This is a genomic window from Pedobacter sp. ISL-64, from assembly GCF_018613605.1.
Taxonomy (GTDB): Bacteria; Bacteroidota; Bacteroidia; order Sphingobacteriales; family Sphingobacteriaceae; genus Pedobacter.
The window spans coordinates 15,725-33,494 of the sequence record NZ_JAGGPU010000018.1 but is presented as its reverse complement, the minus strand read 5'-3'; the positions used below and the strand labels follow the sequence as shown (position 1 = coordinate 33,494).

Below are 17,770 nucleotides of genomic sequence, written 5' to 3'. Positions count from 1 at the left end.
TATGGCGTCGAACGTAAATAGAAGAAATGCTTTAAAGAACATCATCGCAGGAACTGCTGCGATTGGTGTTTCTTCAGGATTTTCAGCATTAGCAATGGATAAATCAGAATCAGATCAGCCACTAAGGCTAAAAGGAAATATCAATCATGCCGTTTGCCGTTGGTGTTTTAGCGGTTTAGATGTAGAAACGCTTTGTGTTGAAGCTAAAAAGATCGGCATTAAAGGCATTGATTTAGTTGGGCCAAAAGATTGGCCGACTTTAAAAAAACATGGCTTAGAATCGACTATGTGTAATGGTGCGGAGATTAATTTAGTGGATGGTTTTAACGACGAAAAATTCCACGAAAAGTTAATTCAAAACTACACAGCAATGATTCCACTTGTTGCCGAGGCAGGTTACAAAAACCTAATCTGTTTTAGTGGAAACCGCCGGGGTAAAGATGACGAAACAGGCTGGAACAATTGCGTTAAAGGGTTGAAACAATTAATCCCATTGGCCGAAAAACACAATGTAGTGTTGGTAATGGAATTATTAAACAGCAAAATTAACCATAAAGATTATCAATGCGATAGAACTTCATGGGGAGCTGAACTTTGCAAACGCTTAGGATCTGAAAACTTCAAATTGTTATACGATATCTACCATATGCAGATTGATGAGGGCGATGTAATTAGAAACATTAGAGATAACCATCAATACATAGCCCACTACCACACCGCTGGTGTTCCGGGCAGAAATGAAATCGATGATACGCAGGAGTTATACTATCCCGCAATAATGAAAGCCATTGCCGAAACTGGCTTTAAAGGTTTCGTTGCACAAGAATTTATACCTAAAAATGCAGATAAAATAGCCTCGCTAAAAAAGGCAGTTTCTATTTGCGACATCTAAAAATATACCTATGTTATCAAGAAGAAGTTTTATTTTAAACAGTAGTATGGCTGCAGCTGCAGCACTTTTGGTTCCATCATTTGCTTGTGTGGCTTCCGATAAAAAATCAGTTGGTCTGCAGTTATATTCTTTAAGAGATGAACTTCCGAAAGATGTAAAAGGGACAATAGCTAAAGTGGCAAAAGCTGGCTTTAAAGAGGTTGAAACCTATGGTTTTTCGATAAAAGATCAATTTTGGGGCTTAACACCAGCCGAATTCAAAAAATTGCTTGATGATAACGGATTAACTGCACCAAGCGGTCACTACGGTTTAGGCAGCTATTTAACCGATGGAAACACTGAAGAATTAAAAGCAGCAATCGCTGCTGCTAAAGTGCTTGGAAGCGAATATGTAACCATTCCCTGGTTAGATGAAAGCATCAGAAAAAGTGCCGACGACTACAAAAAAATTGCAGTTAAAATTAATGAAGCCGGAAAATTGGCCAAGGAAGCCGGTATTAGGTTAGCTTACCACAACCACAATTTTGAATTCGAGAAACAAGGTGATACCACTGGTTACGAAATATTATTAAAAGGAACCGACAAAAATCTTGTTGATTTTGAACTTGATTTATATTGGGTAGTTCGTTCAGGAAACGATCCGATCAAATTGTTTAAAGAAAATCCAGGCCGTTTTACCATGTGGCATGTGAAAGATATGGATAAAGCAAATCCAGCGTTAAATGCTGAAGTAGGAACAGGTTCCATTAATTTCAAACCTATTTTTGCTGATGCCAAGCTTTCGGGCATGAAACACTTCTTTATAGAACACGAAACCAATTACAAGCCAAACCCAATGGAATCTGTTGCAGCTAGCTGTGCATACATTAAAAAAGAAATTATTTAAATTTTAAATGATGAATTCAAGAAGAACTTTCTTAAAACAGGCAGGATTAGCCGCAGGAGCGGCATTATTAATCCCGTCGTTTGCCTTTGATAAAGCAAGTAAAAATGTTGGTTTGCAATTGTACTCTTTACGTAATGAACTGCCAAAGGACGTAAAAGACATTATCGAAAAGGTAGCACAAGCCGGATATAAAGAAGTAGAAACCTATGGTTTTTCTAATGGAAAATTCTGGGGCTTAACACCAAAAGAATTCAAAGCTTTGTTAAATGCGAATGGTTTAAAAGCACCAAGTGGCCATTACCATATGGATGATTTTGTAAAAACCGGAAAAACAGACAGATTAAAGGCCGATATCGAATCTTCAGCAGCCATTGGCGGTAAATACTTTACCATCGCTGGTGCACATGTAGATATGAGCAAAGGTGTAGATGGCTTTAAGAAAACTGCTGATGATTTTAATAAGGTTGCCGAAATTGCAAAAGCATCTGGTTTAAAATTCGCCTACCACAACCACGATTTCGAATTTAAAAAATTAGGTGATACCACTGGTTACGATGTTTACTTAAGCGAAACCGATAAAAATCTGGTAAATTTCGAATTGGATTTATACTGGGTGGTACGCTCAGGTAACGATCCGTTAGCTTTGTTCAAAAAATATCCAGGCCGTTTTCCAATGTGGCACGTTAAAGATATGGACAAAGCCAAACCTGAATGGAATACCGAGGTAGGTAAAGGTTCTATTGATTTTAAAAGCATTTTTGCTCAGGCAAAACTTTCAGGCATGCAACATTTCTTTGTAGAGCACGAAACCAATTACCAACCTGATCCAGTTGGTTCGATTAAAACAAGCTGTGATTATATCAAAGCCAATTTGATTTAAAATTTATCCAAACCTCGCAGTTTAAAATTGCGAGGTTTGGACTACGCTTATCGTCATCTCGACTGAAGTGTAGCGAAATGGAGAGATCTATCTCCAAAACAGCAAACCTTCAATTCTTCAACAATATATTTTAGGTTAGAACTGCTGATCTGAGTTATCTAAACCTGATAGTAACGGAAAGCCCGTAGCGCAGTGGAGGCTTGAAGTGGATAGCAGGACTTTCGGAACCGATATACACAGTAACATGCTTTCCAAAACAAAAACATCAAGCAATTCGCTAACGGAGTGTTGAATAGGTTGTCGTTTACAAACGATAAAATTGTATAGCTATTAATGCACTCGCTAGGAAACGAGCGCAAACGGCATTAAAACCTCCGAGCCCTTCCTAAATCGAATTATGCCTAATCTTTTTAACCTTATTTTCTACTGAAAAAGTAAGATTTTAAATATTAAAAGCAAATTTAATTGGTAACAATGGGGATATAAGCTTAATTTTTAGCATATTTGGGCTTATATCAAATGTTTAATAATATATAATTAAAATTTAAAATGAAAGTAGCAGTAGTAGGTGCCACCGGATTGGTAGGCACTGTCATGTTAAAAGTATTGGAGGAAAGAAATTTCCCTTTAACAGAGTTGATTCCCGTAGCATCAGAAAAGAGTGTTGGCAAGGAAATTACTTTTAAGGGTAAGAAGTTCCCAATTGTTAGCATGGATACTGCAATCAGCATGAAACCAGATATCGCTTTGTTTTCAGCAGGTGGAAATACTTCATTAGAGCATGCTCCACGTTTTAAAGAAGCTGGAACAACCGTTATCGATAACTCTTCTGCATGGAGAATGGATCCTGCAATTAAATTAATTGTACCAGAAGTTAATGCACACGAACTTTCTATCGATAACAAAATCATTGCTAATCCCAACTGTTCTACCATTCAAATGGTGGTGGTTTTAAAACCTTTACACGATAAATATAAAATTAAACGTGTTGTGGTTTCTACTTACCAATCGGTTACAGGAACAGGTGTTAAAGCGGTTGAGCAGCTAATGAACGAGCGTAAAGGCATTGATGGTCCTAAAGCTTATCCATACGAAATTGATTTGAATGTTCTTCCACATATTGATGTTTTCATGGACAATGGATATACCAAAGAAGAAATGAAAATGGTTAAGGAAACGAACAAAATCATGAGCGACGATAGCATTAAAGTTACCGCTACTACAGTTCGTATCCCGGTAATGGGTGGTCACTCAGAATCGGTAAACATCGAGTTCGAAAATGACTTCGATTTAGCTGAAGTGCGAAGTATTTTAGAAAAAGCACCAGGCATAATCGTTGTTGATGATGTTGCCAACTTAAAATACCCAATGCCAAAAGATGCTCATGAAAAAGATGAAGTTTTTGTAGGCCGTATCCGTAGAGACGAATCGGCGCCTAAAGCTTTAAATCTTTGGATTGTTGCAGATAACTTGCGCAAAGGCGCTGCAACCAATGCCGTTCAGATTGCCGAATATCTAATTCAGAAAGAATTAGTTTAATTAATAACCTCAAGAGAAGTCCCCCGGTATAAAATCGGGGGACTTTTTTTATACCCGCTCTCCACCATGAAACATATTCCAATCGCTTTAATATATTCCAGGTTACTGATTGGTTTTATAATAATTCTATTAAGCTTTTTCCAAGTCAATCATTATTCTTTTCTTGCAATCACATTATTATCGATCGGTTTATTAACAGATGTATTTGATGGAATAATAGCCAGAAAACTCAATATCTCCTCAGAAAAATTAAGACGTTTAGATTCCAGTATTGATCAGGTATTTTTTATCTCGGTTGCGGTTGCTACTTATATCCAATGTCCCGATTTTTTCAAAGTCAACTTGGTAAAACTGATTGTCCTTGGTGCTTTCGAAGCTTCAACCTATGCATTAAGCTATATCAAATTCAGAAAAGAAATCGCTACGCATTCTATCGGCGCTAAAATTTGGACGTTGACTATATTTGCCACTTTGGTCGAAATTATAGTGCATTGCGAATCGGTTGTATTATTTGAAATTTGCTTTTGGCTCGGATTGGCAACCCGAATAGAAATACTTGCCATCGTTTTCACGCTAAAAAAATGGACCAACGATGTACCTACCATCTATCATGCGGTAAAGCTAAGGCAGGGAAAAGAAATTAAACGTAACAAGCTGTTTAATGGATAATTTGCTGCGATATAAAAACTGAAAAAAAGATTGTAATCACTAAATTATATATAAAAAAGGGATTGTAATAACTAAATTATATATAAAAAAGAGATTACGATTAAATTTTTCATTATATTTGTTATTGAATACGATATAATGAAATGATAATTAGAAGTCTGCAAACGCACATAGAATCAAAATTTTTCAAGCAAAAAGCAATTATAGTTACCGGCGCAAGGCAGGTAGGTAAAACCACTATGTTAAAGCAATTGGTACAAAAAACAGAACTTCCCTTGGTTTTTCTTAATTGTGATGAAGCCAATGTTCGCACCGCATTAACCGACATTAGCATTGAGCGACTAAAATCAATCATCGGTTCAAATAAATTCATTTTTATCGACGAAGCTCAACGGGTTGCGAATATCGGTTTAACATTAAAATTAATCGTAGATAATTTTACCAATGTGCAACTTTTGGTTACAGGCTCTTCATCATTAGATCTGGCCGTTGGTATAAAAGAATCGCTAACGGGAAGAAAATTTGAATATCATCTTTTTCCTTTTTCGGTAGCAGAGCTTGTTGATGATACCAATATCCTTACTGAAGAACAGGCATTGGAAAAAAGATTGATCTATGGCTCTTATCCCGATGCGATTAATTATCCAGGAGAAGAAAAAGAACTCTTAATGAACTTAGCCAATAGTTATCTTTTTAAAGATATTTTATCACTTACAGGCATCAGAAAACCTTTACAGCTCGAAAAATTAGTACAGGCCTTGGCCTTGCAAATTGGTAATGAGGTTTCGTATACCGAGCTTGGCCAGATGATTGAAGCCGATAAACTAACCGTTGAGCGTTATATCGATTTATTAGAGCAATGTTTTGTTGTATTTAGGCTGGGGGCATACAGTAGTAACCTACGGAATGAAATAAAAAAGAGCAAAAAAATATATTTCTATGATACTGGGATCCGCAATGCAGTGATCGAAAACTTTAGTATGCTTGCGCTGAGGCAGGATGCTGGTCAGCTTTTCGAAAATTATATCATATCGGAATATATAAAGGCCAGTAATAACAAAAGAAAGCATGCAAAATATTATTTTTGGCGTAGCTTTCAACAGCAGGAAATTGATCTAATAGAAGAAATTGATGGAAAAATAAATGCGATGGAGATAAAATGGAATGAAAACAAAAAAGTAAGATTTCCATCAACCTTTTTAGATGCATACAGCACCAATGAAACATACGTTATAAACAAATCTAACTATACCAGCTTTCTGATATAAATAATCTTTGGCAAAAAAATGAAATTTTTCAAATTACTAACCTTATTCGTTTTCTCAGCAACAGCCACAATTGCCCAAAACAGAATCCAAAATCTGGAAAAAGCCTTCAATAATTTATTAAATGATGAGCAGGCGAAACATGCCATCGCATCACTTTGTGTTTTGGATGCCAATACAGGTAAAACCCTGTATGCTAAAAATGAGCAAATTGGTTTGGCTACTGCTTCAACATTAAAAACCATTACCGCTGCTACGGCTTTCAGCATTTTAGGGAAGGATTTTCAGTTCCAAACCACATTGGCCTATACCGGAACGATTACTACAGACGGAACACTAAAAGGAAATCTGATCATTATTGGCAGCGGCGATCCAACCTTAGGTTCATGGCGTTATCAAAACAAAGAGAATGCTGTTTTAACACAATGGGTTGCTGCAATAAAATCGGCAGGAATAAAAAAAATTGAAGGTACAGTAATTGGCGATGACCGCATTTTCGGTACACAAACAACTCCTGAAGGCTGGGTTTGGCAAGATATTGGCAATTACTATGGTGCCGGGACTTCTGGCTTATCCTGGCGCGAAAATCAATTTGATATTCATTTGAAACCTGGAAGTAGTACAGCAGATGAAGTTAAGGTAGGAAAAACAGTTCCAGCAACGCCTTATGTGCAGATCATAAATGAACTAAAAACCGGAAGTCCGGGTTCTGGCGATAGAAGTTACGCTTTTCTTCCACCTTACAGTAATGTTGCTTACCTCCGCGGAAGCTGGGGAGTAGGCATTGCCAAAACAGGCATCTCTGTGGCCCTCCCCGACCCTGCTTTTGATTGCGCTTATCGTTTACAGGATACTTTAAAAAGATTGGGTATTTCGACTGGTCAGCAAGCCACAACGGCAAGGTTAATGACCTTGAACAATCAGGTCATTCCTTCGCTTACACAGAAAATAAGCACCATCAGTTCGCCTAGTTTAGGCGAGATGACCTACTGGTTTTTAAAGAAAAGCATCAATTTATATGGCGAGTCATTTTTAAAAACCATTGCGATAAAATCAGGCAAAGCAGGTACAACAAGTAAAGGAGCGGAAACCGAAATCAATTTCTGGGCCGATAAAGGCATTGATAAAACGGCATTAAACATTATTGATGGTAGTGGACTTTCTCCGGGAGATAGAATAACAACTTCGGCAATGGCGGATATACTTTTCCAGATCCAGAAAGAAAACTGGTTCGGAGATTATTATAATGCACTACCCGAGTACAATGGTATGAAAATTAAAAGCGGAACAATAAATGATGTTTCGGCATTTGCAGGCTACCACACTGATGCTGCAGGGAATAAATATGTAATCGTTATTAACATCAATAACTATAGCGGAAGCGGAATTAATAAAAAATTGTTTAAAGTATTGGATGAACTCAAATAAAAACCAATTGATATAAAAAGTATGGCACATTTTATAAAAAACCTGCAAACTGTTGATGGATTGATTTCGAATTTATATAAAGACGTTTCTATTGAAGAAATGACTAAAAAAATTACCGGTCTCATGGAACAACAAGGCTATAAAGTCTTCGACCATCAATATGGAAATTTAATTTTAGAGAAAGGGAGCCGAACAAAACGGCTTTTATTAGGCGCATTTGCAACATATTATAAATTTAGTGCAACCATGTCGCCAAATACTGAAAACGAACTTACTGTAAATGTTTTTCAGCAGTCGAGCGGTATGTCTGGAGGTTTAATCGGTATGAACCAGGTAAAAACAGAACTTACAAGATTAAACTTTTTGTTTTCGAATATTTAAAACCACTACTTTATTTGGTTAATAATATACATTTTATCATTCGTGCCGTCACCCTGAATTCATTTCAGGGTCTTAATAACAAAAAAGATGCTGACCACGTAGTAGCTACAAGACAGTTGAAAATACTATTTCTACTTGTAAAATAAATTCAGCATGACGATTGTAGTAGGTAATCCTTCATTTCAAATACCAATGCAGTTATCATTCAAATAATTTCTCCTGAACAATATCCAAGCCACAATAAGATTCAACGGAATAAGGATTAATCCGAAGCCAAACATGATAAATACATAAAAAAGGAGAAACAGGCTAAAAACCCGTATCAAAAACCCTTTAATCTGCATCGCATTTAACAAAAGCAGGCTTCTAAATAACAGAATCGCAGAAAAGGCAAATGCGATTAACCCAAACGATGTTAAAACACCAAAGTTGGTAAATATCCAACAGATTTCGGGCAGTAATAAAACGAGATAGTTTAAACAAAAGCTAAAAAAAATCTTTTTTTTGGTAAAAGGAAAATTCGGCAAGAAGGATAAGTATCGATCATTAAAAATCTTTTCCTGATAAATGAGCACCACATGCGCCACCACAATACAGGAGGTAATAAGCATTAACAAGCGCGAATTATCTTTAAGATCTGTAAAAACCAAAAACACACTCGAAATCAAAACCCACGAAAGCAGTTTTGCGAGCACATAAGCCAACTTCGATTGATTGAAAACCTGAAAAGTATACAACAAGAAAACAGGTTTGTTCCATTTTCCGCAGATCCTGATCAACCAATTTGGTTTATTGGCCTCGATTAAACGGTTACTTTCTTTTAAACAGATATAAGCACTGAGCACAATCAAAAGACCCTGAAATAGCAAGATCCCAATAGAAATAAGATAATACCCAAATACAATTCCAATGGTTATGGCGTACAGCGTATAACACAATATAGGGATAAATATGCAGGTCTGCACCGCACACCAGACCACAAACTGCTGTTTTTTGGTTGATGAGGTGAAACTATAATACAAAAACTCCTGCTGGGGCAAAGCAAGCTGACTCAAAACATATTTTAAGCTCTTGTAAGCATATAACGAACTGCCTATAAGATAGAAAGTCATCATTAGTGGATTACTCACCAAACTAATGGTAAAAAAAAATTGCCAGAAATCAATCTGGTCTGGCAGAACCGTACCCAGGGTATTGATAAACAAACAATAACTCATCAATATCACAAAGATGAATACCAACATACCTGCATGCATACGGTAAAATCCATCAACAAATATTTTTCTTAAGGCAGCGTTTGAAAGTGAAAACATTAAAAATTTAGCGTTAATTTTTTATCCTCGATATTGATCTGTTTAAGTCCGGGCAATTTTTCCACATCCAATGGCTGATGTGAGGATAGTAAAAAACTGATTTTTTCATTTTGGTGTTTCTCACTGATCCATCGGTATAATATTTCTAACGATTCTACATCGATTGTATTTAAAGGTTCGTCTAATAAGATCAGTTTAGGTTGTCCTAAGAAAGCCAATACCAATGATAGCTTTTTCAGCATACCGCTAGAGTAAGATCCCAATGGATTATTGATATAAGATTTCATTCCCATATCGGTGATTAATGCCTCTGCCTGACCTGAAATTGTACCTTTGGCTTTGGCAAATAGTGCAATCATCTCTGATCCGGTTAAAAATTCAGGAAATAGCGGCTCGGCTTCGGCAAAGTTTACAAGCTTTCTATAAGAAACACCATGGTTTTTTATATAAATAGTACTTATTGCTATATCACCTTCGAAAGATAATATCCCTGCAATTGCTTTCAACAGGGTACTTTTTCCTGAGCCGTTACTTCCTTTTATCCAGAAAACACCTTCAGGAATTTTAATATTATCTATCTTTAAAACAAGATGATCGAAATAAGATTTTTCAAATTGACTGAAGTGTAACATAAAAGGATTTTATTTCTGACTTTAGTTTTAATGAAAAGTTACAGACCTTATTCATCCTGATAAATTATATACGATGCAATTAATTTTACGCCCTTACCAACCAAGTGATGTTGAAAGTTTGGTTAAACATGCTAACAATTTCAATATTTCGAAATATTTAACCAATAAATTTCCTGTTCCTTATGAGAAAAAAGATGGCGAAGCTTTTATTCAACTCGCACTAAGTCATGATCCCTTACAGATCAAGGCCATTGTGCTAAACGGTGAAGTAATTGGATCCATAGGTGTGCATCAACTGGCCGATATTTACAGCAAAAGTGCAGAAATGGGCTATTGGATTGCTGAAGATTTTTGGGGTAAAGGCATTGTTCCGCTTGCCATAAAAGAAATGCTTAAATATGGTTTCGACACCTTCGATATTGAAAGAATTTTCGCACGGACTACACATACCAACCTGGCCTCGCAGCAGGTTTTAAAGAAATCAGGCTTTATTTTCGAGGCAGCACTAAAAGGTACTATTTTTAAAAATGGAGAATATTTTGATGAATTGATTTTTGGATTTAGGAAACATCAGCTAAGCAAAGAACAGAATTAAAACATTTTGTTAAACTCGGAGCTTATTGCGTAAATTCGTGGAAACCAAAAACAACAAAGCAATGAAATTATCGATCAAATCAGTAGTGCTGTTTCTAGCGCTTTTAGGTGCAGCAGATTTCGCAAATGCCCAGGGAGCCAAATTCCCGCAACCGAGTAGCGGACAAACCATTATCCAGGATTTTGGATTAGGCAAAATAACTTTAACCTACTCTCGCCCGAATGTTAAAGGCCGCAAAATTTTTGGCAGTATGGAGCCAATGGGCGTAGTTTGGCGTAACGGGGCAAATGCAGCCACACGTATTAAATTTACCGATGCCGTTAAAATTGAAGGCAAAGATTTACCTGCAGGCGAATACGGTCTGTTCAGTATCCCTGGCAAAAATGAGTGGACGGTTATTTTTAATAAAATAGCCGATCAATGGGGTGCTTACGAATATAAGGAAAGTGATGATGTGCTTCGTGTAAAAGTAAAAACAACAGCTTTAAAAGATAAAGTAGAAACCCTTAACATGCAGTTTTCGGCTGTTAACGAAACTTCGGCGCAGCTAAATATGATGTGGGAGAATAGTGCGTACTCAATCAATATCACAACTTCCATTGATGAAAAAGTAATGGCAAACATTGCTGAGGCGATGAAAGGCGAAAAAAAGCCCTATTTTAATGCTGCAATGTATTATTATCAAAATGGAAAAGATTTAAAAACCGCATTAGAATGGATGACTGAGGCAGAAAAATCTGACATGAAAGCACCCTGGTTTAAATACTGGAAAGGCCGTATTCAATTAAAAATGGGCGATAAAGCTGGCGCAACAGCTACTGCACAACAAGGCATTGATGCCGCAAAAGTGCAAAAAGTTGATGAATATGTACGCTTAAACTCAGAACTTTTGGCTGAAGCAAAGAAATAAAAAGTAATGTTTCGGTCGGTGTGACACCGACCGATAGCATATCTTAATCAGATCTGGCTTACCTCCTAAGAATTACAGAACCTAAGTAATTTAAACACGATTGAAATGAAAGCCCGGAACGAGGAACGAGTGAGGACTTGAAATGAGCGGGACCAGCCCAAACCGACGTATTACTGAAATTGCTTTTCAAAAAAGTATTAATGTACCTACGCTTCTAAATACCTCTTGCCATACACTGGCTTACCGACCAATATTAACTTAAAATTAACCGCTGGTTAACTTGAACAACTATCGTAACATTAACCCTTAAAACGCTTTATTTATTTAAAAATAATACTAACTTTGATGTTGCACTTAGTAATTGTACTTTATACACTAAGCAGGTTAAAAAATCAATAAAAAATCAAATAAAAATGAGCATAATCGTTAATGTCCATGCCAGACAAATTCTCGATTCGAGAGGCAATCCAACAGTAGAAGTAGAAGTTGTAACAGAAGCAGGTGCTTTTGGCCGTGCAGCTGTACCAAGCGGTGCATCTACTGGACAATATGAGGCTGTTGAATTACGTGATGGAGATAAATCTACATATTTAGGTAAAGGTGTTTTAAAAGCTGTAGAAAATGTAAATACTAAAATTGCTGATGCATTAAGAGGTATTGATGTTTTTGAGCAAAATACAATTGATAAAATCATGTTAGACCTGGATGGTACCGAAAACAAAGGTAACTTAGGTGCTAACGCAATTTTAGGTGTTTCTTTGGCTGCTGCTAAAGCTGCTGCTGATGAAATCGGTCAACCATTATACCGTTACATTGGTGGTGTTAACGCTAACACTTTACCAATTCCGATGATGAACATCATCAACGGTGGTTCACACTCTGATGCGCCTATCGCTTTTCAGGAATTTATGATTATGCCAGTTGGCGCACCTTCTTTCTCTGAAGCTTTACGTTGGGGAACTGAAGTTTTCCATAGCTTGAAAAAAATTCTTCACGATAGAGGTTTATCTACTGCAGTAGGTGACGAAGGTGGTTTTGCACCAACTTTTGACGGTACTGAAGATGCAATTGAAACGGTATTAAAAGCAATTGAAACTGCAGGTTACAAACCAGGTTCTCAAATCTGTTTAGCTTTAGACTGTGCATCATCTGAGTTCTACAAAGATGGTAAATACGACTATACTAAGTTTGAAGGCGCTACTGGAGTAATTCGTTCTAGCGAAGAGCAGGCACAATATTTGGCTGATCTTTCTGCAAAATATCCAATTATCTCTATTGAAGATGGTATGGATGAAAACGATTGGACTGGCTGGAAAAGCTTAACCGATAAAATTGGTGACCATGTTCAATTGGTTGGTGATGATTTATTTGTAACTAACGTAACCCGTTTACAACGTGGTATTGATGAGGCTACTGCTAACTCGATCCTGGTAAAAGTGAACCAAATCGGTTCTTTAACTGAAACCATCAATGCGGTAACTTTAGCACAAAACAATGGCTACACTTCGGTAATGAGTCACCGTTCTGGCGAAACTGAAGATGTTACGATCGCTGATTTAGCTGTTGCATTAAACTGCGGACAGATTAAAACTGGTTCTGCATCACGTTCAGACAGGATTGCTAAATACAATCAATTATTACGTATTGAAGAAGAATTAGGTGAAAACGCTCGTTTCATCGGTTCAAAATTTAAATATGCTAAAAAATAATGTATAGGATTGGGTTTAAACCCAATCCTATAATGTTAACAAGTTGAAAAACTTATTTGTGAAACATCCGGAGATTTTAAATCTTCGGATGTTTTTATTTTAATACTATATTTGTTTGTTGGATTTGGGTTTTCTCAAATCTCACATCTAAAATCTCATATCAATATATGAAACGTTTAATAGATCTTTTCCGAAATAAATATTTCCTTGCTACTGTCGCTTTTGCGATGTGGATGCTATTTTTCGACAAAAACGATATGATGTCGCAATACGAGTACCGCAGTCAGGCCAATAAACTGCAGGAAGAAAAAGAATATTTCGAGAAAGAAACCGCCCAGGTTAAAAAAGATTTAAACGAACTGAATACCAATCTGAATACGGCTGAAAAATTTGCCCGCGAAAAATACTTCATGAAAAAAGACAATGAAGATGTTTTCGTGATTATTCAGGAAGAGAAGAAAGATTAGTTTTCAGTAGACAGTGTTCAGTTAAAAGTTTACAGTTTTGAGTTAACAATCAAACCATAAAACAATTCTCTTCCAGTTAAGCGATTAACCACTCAAACAGTTAACCAATCTAATGCTCCACATCCTTTACATTATCGCCATAACAGCCGAAGCCATGACTGCTGCACTTTCTGCGGGAAGACGTGATATGGATTGGGTTGGTGTTTGCATTATTGCCTGGGTTACAGCATTAGGCGGCGGGACGGTTAGAAATGTACTATTTGGCCATTACCCAATGAGCTGGGTAGAACATCCCGAATATTTGGTAATCACCGCAGTAGCAGCCTTACTGGCAGCGTTTATTGCCTCGATTATGACTAAACTCAAAAAGCTTTTCCTTTATCTTGATGCTTTAGGTTTGGTGGTTTTCACGATTATTGGTTGTCAGGTTGCACAGGAAATCCATTTACCTTATTTAATTGTACTTTTTAGTGGAATGATTACCGGTTGTGCCGGTGGGGTGCTTCGTGATGTACTCTGCAATGAAGTTCCATTTCTTTTTAGAAAAGAGATTTATGCCAGCGCAGCGATAGTTACCGGCGCGGTTTATATAGGCATAGAGCATTTTCACGGAAGCGAGATGCTGGCTACTATTTTAGCAGCCGTAGTTGGATTAGCCCTAAGATTACTTTCTATCCGCTTCGAATGGCACATGCCTAAGTTCGTTTATCGTGATGAATGGCACTGATTGAGTTGGGAGTTTTTAGTTGGGAGTCTGAAGTTTAACCACAAAGAAGGCTAGGTTTTCGCAAAGAATTTATTAACTGATGTTCAGTTTTTTGATGCTGATTTTGTGAAGTTAAAGAGCCTTTTTATTAAGGCGGTCATCACCCTGAATTTATTTCAGGGTCTCTCATCCTAAAAAGATGCTGAAATAAATTCAGCATGACGAACTTAAATAACGCCGATAAAAACGGCAACGCTTTGTGTACTCGGTGCTTTTTCCCTACTAACTCTGTGGTTAAATCGGCACCATGTACTCCAAACTCAGAACACCAAACTCCAACCTTAGAGTTCCCCATTTCTTTTCCTTAAGAACCACTCTACTCCCAGCAAAATTAAAATTAAGCCGAATAGCCATTTCATACTGATCAGTTCGTCGTATTTACGGTCCTCGTAGCTAATGGTTTTAATATTTTCGTTTTTAGCAATCTCATCAGCTATTTTGAGCAGGTTTTCGGGCATAAACAATTTACCATTGCTTTGTTTAGACATCGTATTTAAAAGCTGGTGATTAGCTGTTGTCTGCTGAAATTCTGCAATCAACGCATTTATATAGAAACTACCTGTAGCCGTAAATTTCTTTCCACCCAGCGCTGTATTGGCGAGATAAGAATAATTCCCTGCAGGCATGGTTCCCGCATCTAGCTGATAAGCATTTTCGGTTTTAGAAAAAATATAATTAAACACTTTGCCCGCTTCGTTTTTAACCTGAAGATTAACTTCCGACTCATTTACAGGCTGATAGCTATCGTTATAAAGGGTGCCGTTAAACTGAATGGTTTCAGTTTCATCGTAAGCAGACTTTGAAGTAAACACCTTAAACCTCCGCTTATCATCTTTAACAGAAAGATATTGAACTGTTTTTGAAATCAGATCGTTTAAAACCGATTGATTGCTTTCATTTTCAGCTTCCGAAAGTTTCCATCTCCAGAGCCCCTCTCCTATCAAATAACCCGTCTTTAAGCCATTTTCATTCGCGAAGAACAGTAATGGCTGCTGCGTGCTTACTTTGCCGATACGTTGATTAAAAACAGGTGTTGCGCCTGCATTTACGGTTAACCTTCCAAATGGACTAAGCAAGGGATCGAAGGCAGAAATTTGTTTTTTATCTTCCTCGGTGAGATTGAAACTGGTAAATCCATTGGCAAAATCGGCATATACTTCTTGAATAGAACCATTGGCAGCGCCTAAGTTCACCTGGTTTTGGATCTGATTAAAAGCATTTACATTGCTTTGAGCGCCCAAAATGTACCAGATCGGTTTCTTTAATCCAATTAATTTCTTTAAAAAATCCGACGAAATATTTTGCGCATCTGGCAATTGATATAATACGATTAAATCGAATTTAGAAGGATCTGCCGCATTCAGATCATCAGCAAGGGCTAGTTTAGCTTCGTAATGTTTATTGAGTGAAATGGCTTCCTTTAATATGCTTAAATCGGGATGTGGTGAAGCTGCAGCCAATAATACTTTCTGCCGACCGTCAATAACCTCAATATAGAAAGTTTGAATATTGTTCCGCGTAGTAATCTCATTTTTTAAAGCGCTCAATTGAACAGTATACTTTTGGACGCCAATTTTACCCGCATGGATTTTTACGGGAATCGTTTTAACAAACGAACTGCCGGAGATGGCTATATTCTGTTGCTCAACCTTAGCGCCGTTTTGGCTCACCGCTAAAGAAGTACTTTCGCCATCACTTTGAAAAGCCTGAACCTGAACTTCGATCGTAAAATCGTCATCCAGGTACACAATATTATTGTAATTTACGTTCGAAATTAAAACATCGCGCTTTGGGATACTATCACCCAGGGCAATAGTATAAACCGGGGCATTGATCTGATTTACGCTGTACAGCGGATTTCCACCGTGATTAAAAATACCATCGGTGGCTAAAATAATGGCGCCAACATTTCTATTGGTATATTCATCTCTAACTTTCTGAAAAAAAGCCGAGGCATCTGTTAATTTTCCCTGATTTTTAAAATCGAAACCATCTGCAACCTGATCGCCAAAGTGAAGCGTTTTTACCTCGTACTTATCTGATAATTTATCCTGTAAAGCTTTAAGGTTATTTTCGTATAATTTTTGGTCGAAACCAACTGCCTTAACCTGACCTACAGAAAGAGAATTATCTTGTCCGATAATGATTACGGGTTTATCTAAAGTATAATTTAATGTTTTGATGAGTGGTGCAAATATTAACCACGCAATGGTAGTCACTACGATAATCCGTAATGCTGTTAAACCATACTGAAGCTTTTTATCCAAATTTTTGTTGCCGCGATACAGCAACCAGGCATACAACGCGCCTAACGCCAAGCAACCGAGAAAAAACAAAATAGATGTACCCGAAAAAAAACTGTTCATACTTTTATAAAGATGGTAATTTTGGGGAAATTTTCAAGATTTTTAACCGCAAAGCACACAAAGAATTTACGCAAAGTATCGCTAAGACGATGTGCATCCTGCAATTATCTAAACTTAGCGTTCTTTGCGTTAAGGTAATAAGGAAATCTCAGCGGCCCTTTGCGGTAAAAAATTATAAATTCATTAGCTTTAACCAAATCAAAATTTATGAAATTAATCTGTTTAACGTTTTTAGTGTCTCTAAGCCTTATGGTAAATGCCCAAAATAATTTTAAAGCCACTCAAATTAAATTTGAAAGAGTAGAAAAGGCCTATAATGAAAAATGGGAAACATTGAGAAAATTTGTTCTGGCAGCTGGCTATGGTAATCAGTTTTCGATGTTGATCAATGCCTATAAAACTGAAGGAAAACTAGAGATTTGGTTAAAGAATAATTCGGCTAAAACATATTCGTTGTTTAGAACATATGATTTCTGTGCACATTCTGGCACCATTGGTCCAAAAGTGATTGAAGGAGATGGGCAAACACCGGAAGGTTTTTATTACATTAACGTTTTTAACCCGATGAGTAATTTCCATCTATCGTTAGGTGTGAATTATCCAAACGCTGCAGATTATGCCCGAACTGGAAAGGGCAGAAGACCTGGAAGCGATATTTACATCCATGGTAATTGTGTAACCGTAGGCTGCATTCCTTTAACCGACGAAAAAATTAAAGAAGTTTATATTTTAGGGGTTGAGGCCAGAAATGCAGGCCAGGAAAAGATTCCGGTTAACATCTATCCTTTTAAAATGACAGATGGAAATATGAAGAAATATGTTGCTCAATTTCCTACACAGGCCAGTTTCTGGAAGTCGTTGCAGCTAGGGTATTCAGCGTTTGAGAAAAATAAAAACCAAGCTAATGTAAGTGAGGTAAATGGGAAATATGTTGTGAAGTAGTGGAAATGTTAAGGTTGGAATGTTGTAAAGTTCTGCTTTTAAATAAGGAAAAGGCGTAAGGTTTAGGGTTATTACCCGCCTTACGCCTTTACTATTTTATGGCTTTAGAAAGAAACCCCTCCACCTTAAA

General features: G+C 37.0%; 17 protein-coding genes. 14 read left to right on the top strand and 3 right to left on the bottom strand.

From position 1 onward, the window contains the following. Position 1 precedes the first annotated feature (1 nt). The 8 genes from J7E57_RS19655 to J7E57_RS19620 all read left to right on the top strand — a co-directional run bounded on the left by J7E57_RS19655 (position 2) and on the right by J7E57_RS19620 (position 7,940). Positions 2–892: a hydroxypyruvate isomerase family protein gene (locus tag J7E57_RS19655; protein WP_057933971.1), complete on the top strand. Its 891-nt coding sequence runs from the start codon at positions 2–4 to the stop codon at positions 890–892. Positions 893–902: 10 nt separating this feature from the next. Further along, entirely contained in the window at positions 903–1,778 is an 876-nt protein-coding gene (locus J7E57_RS19650; protein ID WP_215131348.1) for a sugar phosphate isomerase/epimerase family protein, read from the top strand. 7 nt (positions 1,779–1,785) lie between these two features. Further along, positions 1,786–2,658 (top strand): sugar phosphate isomerase/epimerase family protein, encoded by an 873-nt coding sequence (locus J7E57_RS19645; RefSeq protein WP_251029982.1) that lies wholly within the window; start codon positions 1,786–1,788, stop codon positions 2,656–2,658. Positions 2,659–3,207: 549 nt separating this feature from the next. After that, a complete protein-coding gene (locus J7E57_RS19640; RefSeq protein ID WP_116251655.1) occupies positions 3,208–4,197 on the top strand; it encodes an aspartate-semialdehyde dehydrogenase in 990 nt (329 codons plus the stop codon). Between the two features lie 66 nt (positions 4,198–4,263). After that, a complete protein-coding gene (locus J7E57_RS19635; protein WP_215131352.1) occupies positions 4,264–4,866 on the top strand; it encodes a CDP-alcohol phosphatidyltransferase family protein in 603 nt (200 codons plus the stop codon). 143 nt (positions 4,867–5,009) lie between these two features. Beyond that, the gene (locus tag J7E57_RS19630) at positions 5,010–6,134 is read left to right on the top strand and encodes an ATP-binding protein (RefSeq protein WP_215131354.1); all 1,125 of its coding nucleotides are present in this window, start codon (positions 5,010–5,012) and stop codon (positions 6,132–6,134) included. A gap of 18 nt (positions 6,135–6,152) precedes the next feature. After that, positions 6,153–7,559 carry a D-alanyl-D-alanine carboxypeptidase/D-alanyl-D-alanine-endopeptidase gene (gene dacB, locus J7E57_RS19625; protein ID WP_215131355.1) on the top strand — a complete coding sequence of 469 codons (1,407 nt, stop codon included), beginning with the start codon at positions 6,153–6,155 and terminating at the stop codon, positions 7,557–7,559. A gap of 21 nt (positions 7,560–7,580) precedes the next feature. Beyond that, entirely contained in the window at positions 7,581–7,940 is a 360-nt protein-coding gene (locus tag J7E57_RS19620) for a hypothetical protein (RefSeq protein ID WP_215131357.1), read from the top strand. Between the two features lie 182 nt (positions 7,941–8,122). Here the strand turns inward: J7E57_RS19620 and J7E57_RS19615 are convergent, their stop codons facing one another. Together J7E57_RS19615 and J7E57_RS19610 are read right to left on the bottom strand one after the other, a co-directional pair. Beyond that, a complete protein-coding gene (locus J7E57_RS19615; RefSeq protein WP_215131359.1) occupies positions 8,123–9,253 on the bottom strand; it encodes a hypothetical protein in 1,131 nt (376 codons plus the stop codon). Beyond that, complete coding sequence (locus J7E57_RS19610) at positions 9,253–9,885, bottom strand: ATP-binding cassette domain-containing protein (protein WP_215131361.1); 633 nt, start codon at positions 9,883–9,885, stop codon at positions 9,253–9,255. The genes J7E57_RS19615 and J7E57_RS19610 overlap by 1 nt, the downstream gene beginning before the upstream one ends. A gap of 73 nt (positions 9,886–9,958) precedes the next feature. Here J7E57_RS19610 and J7E57_RS19605 point away from each other — a divergent pair, with 73 nt between their 5' ends. The 5 genes from J7E57_RS19605 to J7E57_RS19585 all read left to right on the top strand — a co-directional run bounded on the left by J7E57_RS19605 (position 9,959) and on the right by J7E57_RS19585 (position 14,293). After that, a complete protein-coding gene (locus J7E57_RS19605) occupies positions 9,959–10,480 on the top strand; it encodes a GNAT family N-acetyltransferase (RefSeq protein WP_215131363.1) in 522 nt (173 codons plus the stop codon). Positions 10,481–10,541: 61 nt separating this feature from the next. Beyond that, complete coding sequence (locus tag J7E57_RS19600) at positions 10,542–11,390, top strand: DUF2911 domain-containing protein (RefSeq protein ID WP_215131365.1); 849 nt, start codon at positions 10,542–10,544, stop codon at positions 11,388–11,390. A 413-nt stretch (positions 11,391–11,803) separates the two neighbouring features. Further along, the gene (gene eno, locus J7E57_RS19595; RefSeq protein WP_029278432.1) at positions 11,804–13,099 is read left to right on the top strand and encodes a phosphopyruvate hydratase; all 1,296 of its coding nucleotides are present in this window, start codon (positions 11,804–11,806) and stop codon (positions 13,097–13,099) included. Between the two features lie 167 nt (positions 13,100–13,266). Beyond that, on the top strand, positions 13,267–13,566 hold the full coding sequence (locus J7E57_RS19590) for an FtsB family cell division protein (protein WP_025145767.1): 300 nt from the start codon (positions 13,267–13,269) through the stop codon (positions 13,564–13,566). Between the two features lie 112 nt (positions 13,567–13,678). Further along, complete coding sequence (locus J7E57_RS19585; RefSeq protein ID WP_215131366.1) at positions 13,679–14,293, top strand: trimeric intracellular cation channel family protein; 615 nt, start codon at positions 13,679–13,681, stop codon at positions 14,291–14,293. A 320-nt stretch (positions 14,294–14,613) separates the two neighbouring features. On the opposite strand, the gene J7E57_RS19580 is transcribed toward J7E57_RS19585, so the two are convergent. Next, positions 14,614–16,698, bottom strand: a complete 2,085-nt coding sequence (locus J7E57_RS19580; RefSeq protein ID WP_215131368.1) for a hypothetical protein — start codon at positions 16,696–16,698, stop codon at positions 14,614–14,616. A 207-nt stretch (positions 16,699–16,905) separates the two neighbouring features. Between J7E57_RS19580 and J7E57_RS19575 the strand changes: the two genes are divergently transcribed. After that, a complete protein-coding gene (locus J7E57_RS19575; protein WP_215131370.1) occupies positions 16,906–17,640 on the top strand; it encodes a murein L,D-transpeptidase family protein in 735 nt (244 codons plus the stop codon). Positions 17,641–17,770 lie beyond the last annotated feature (130 nt).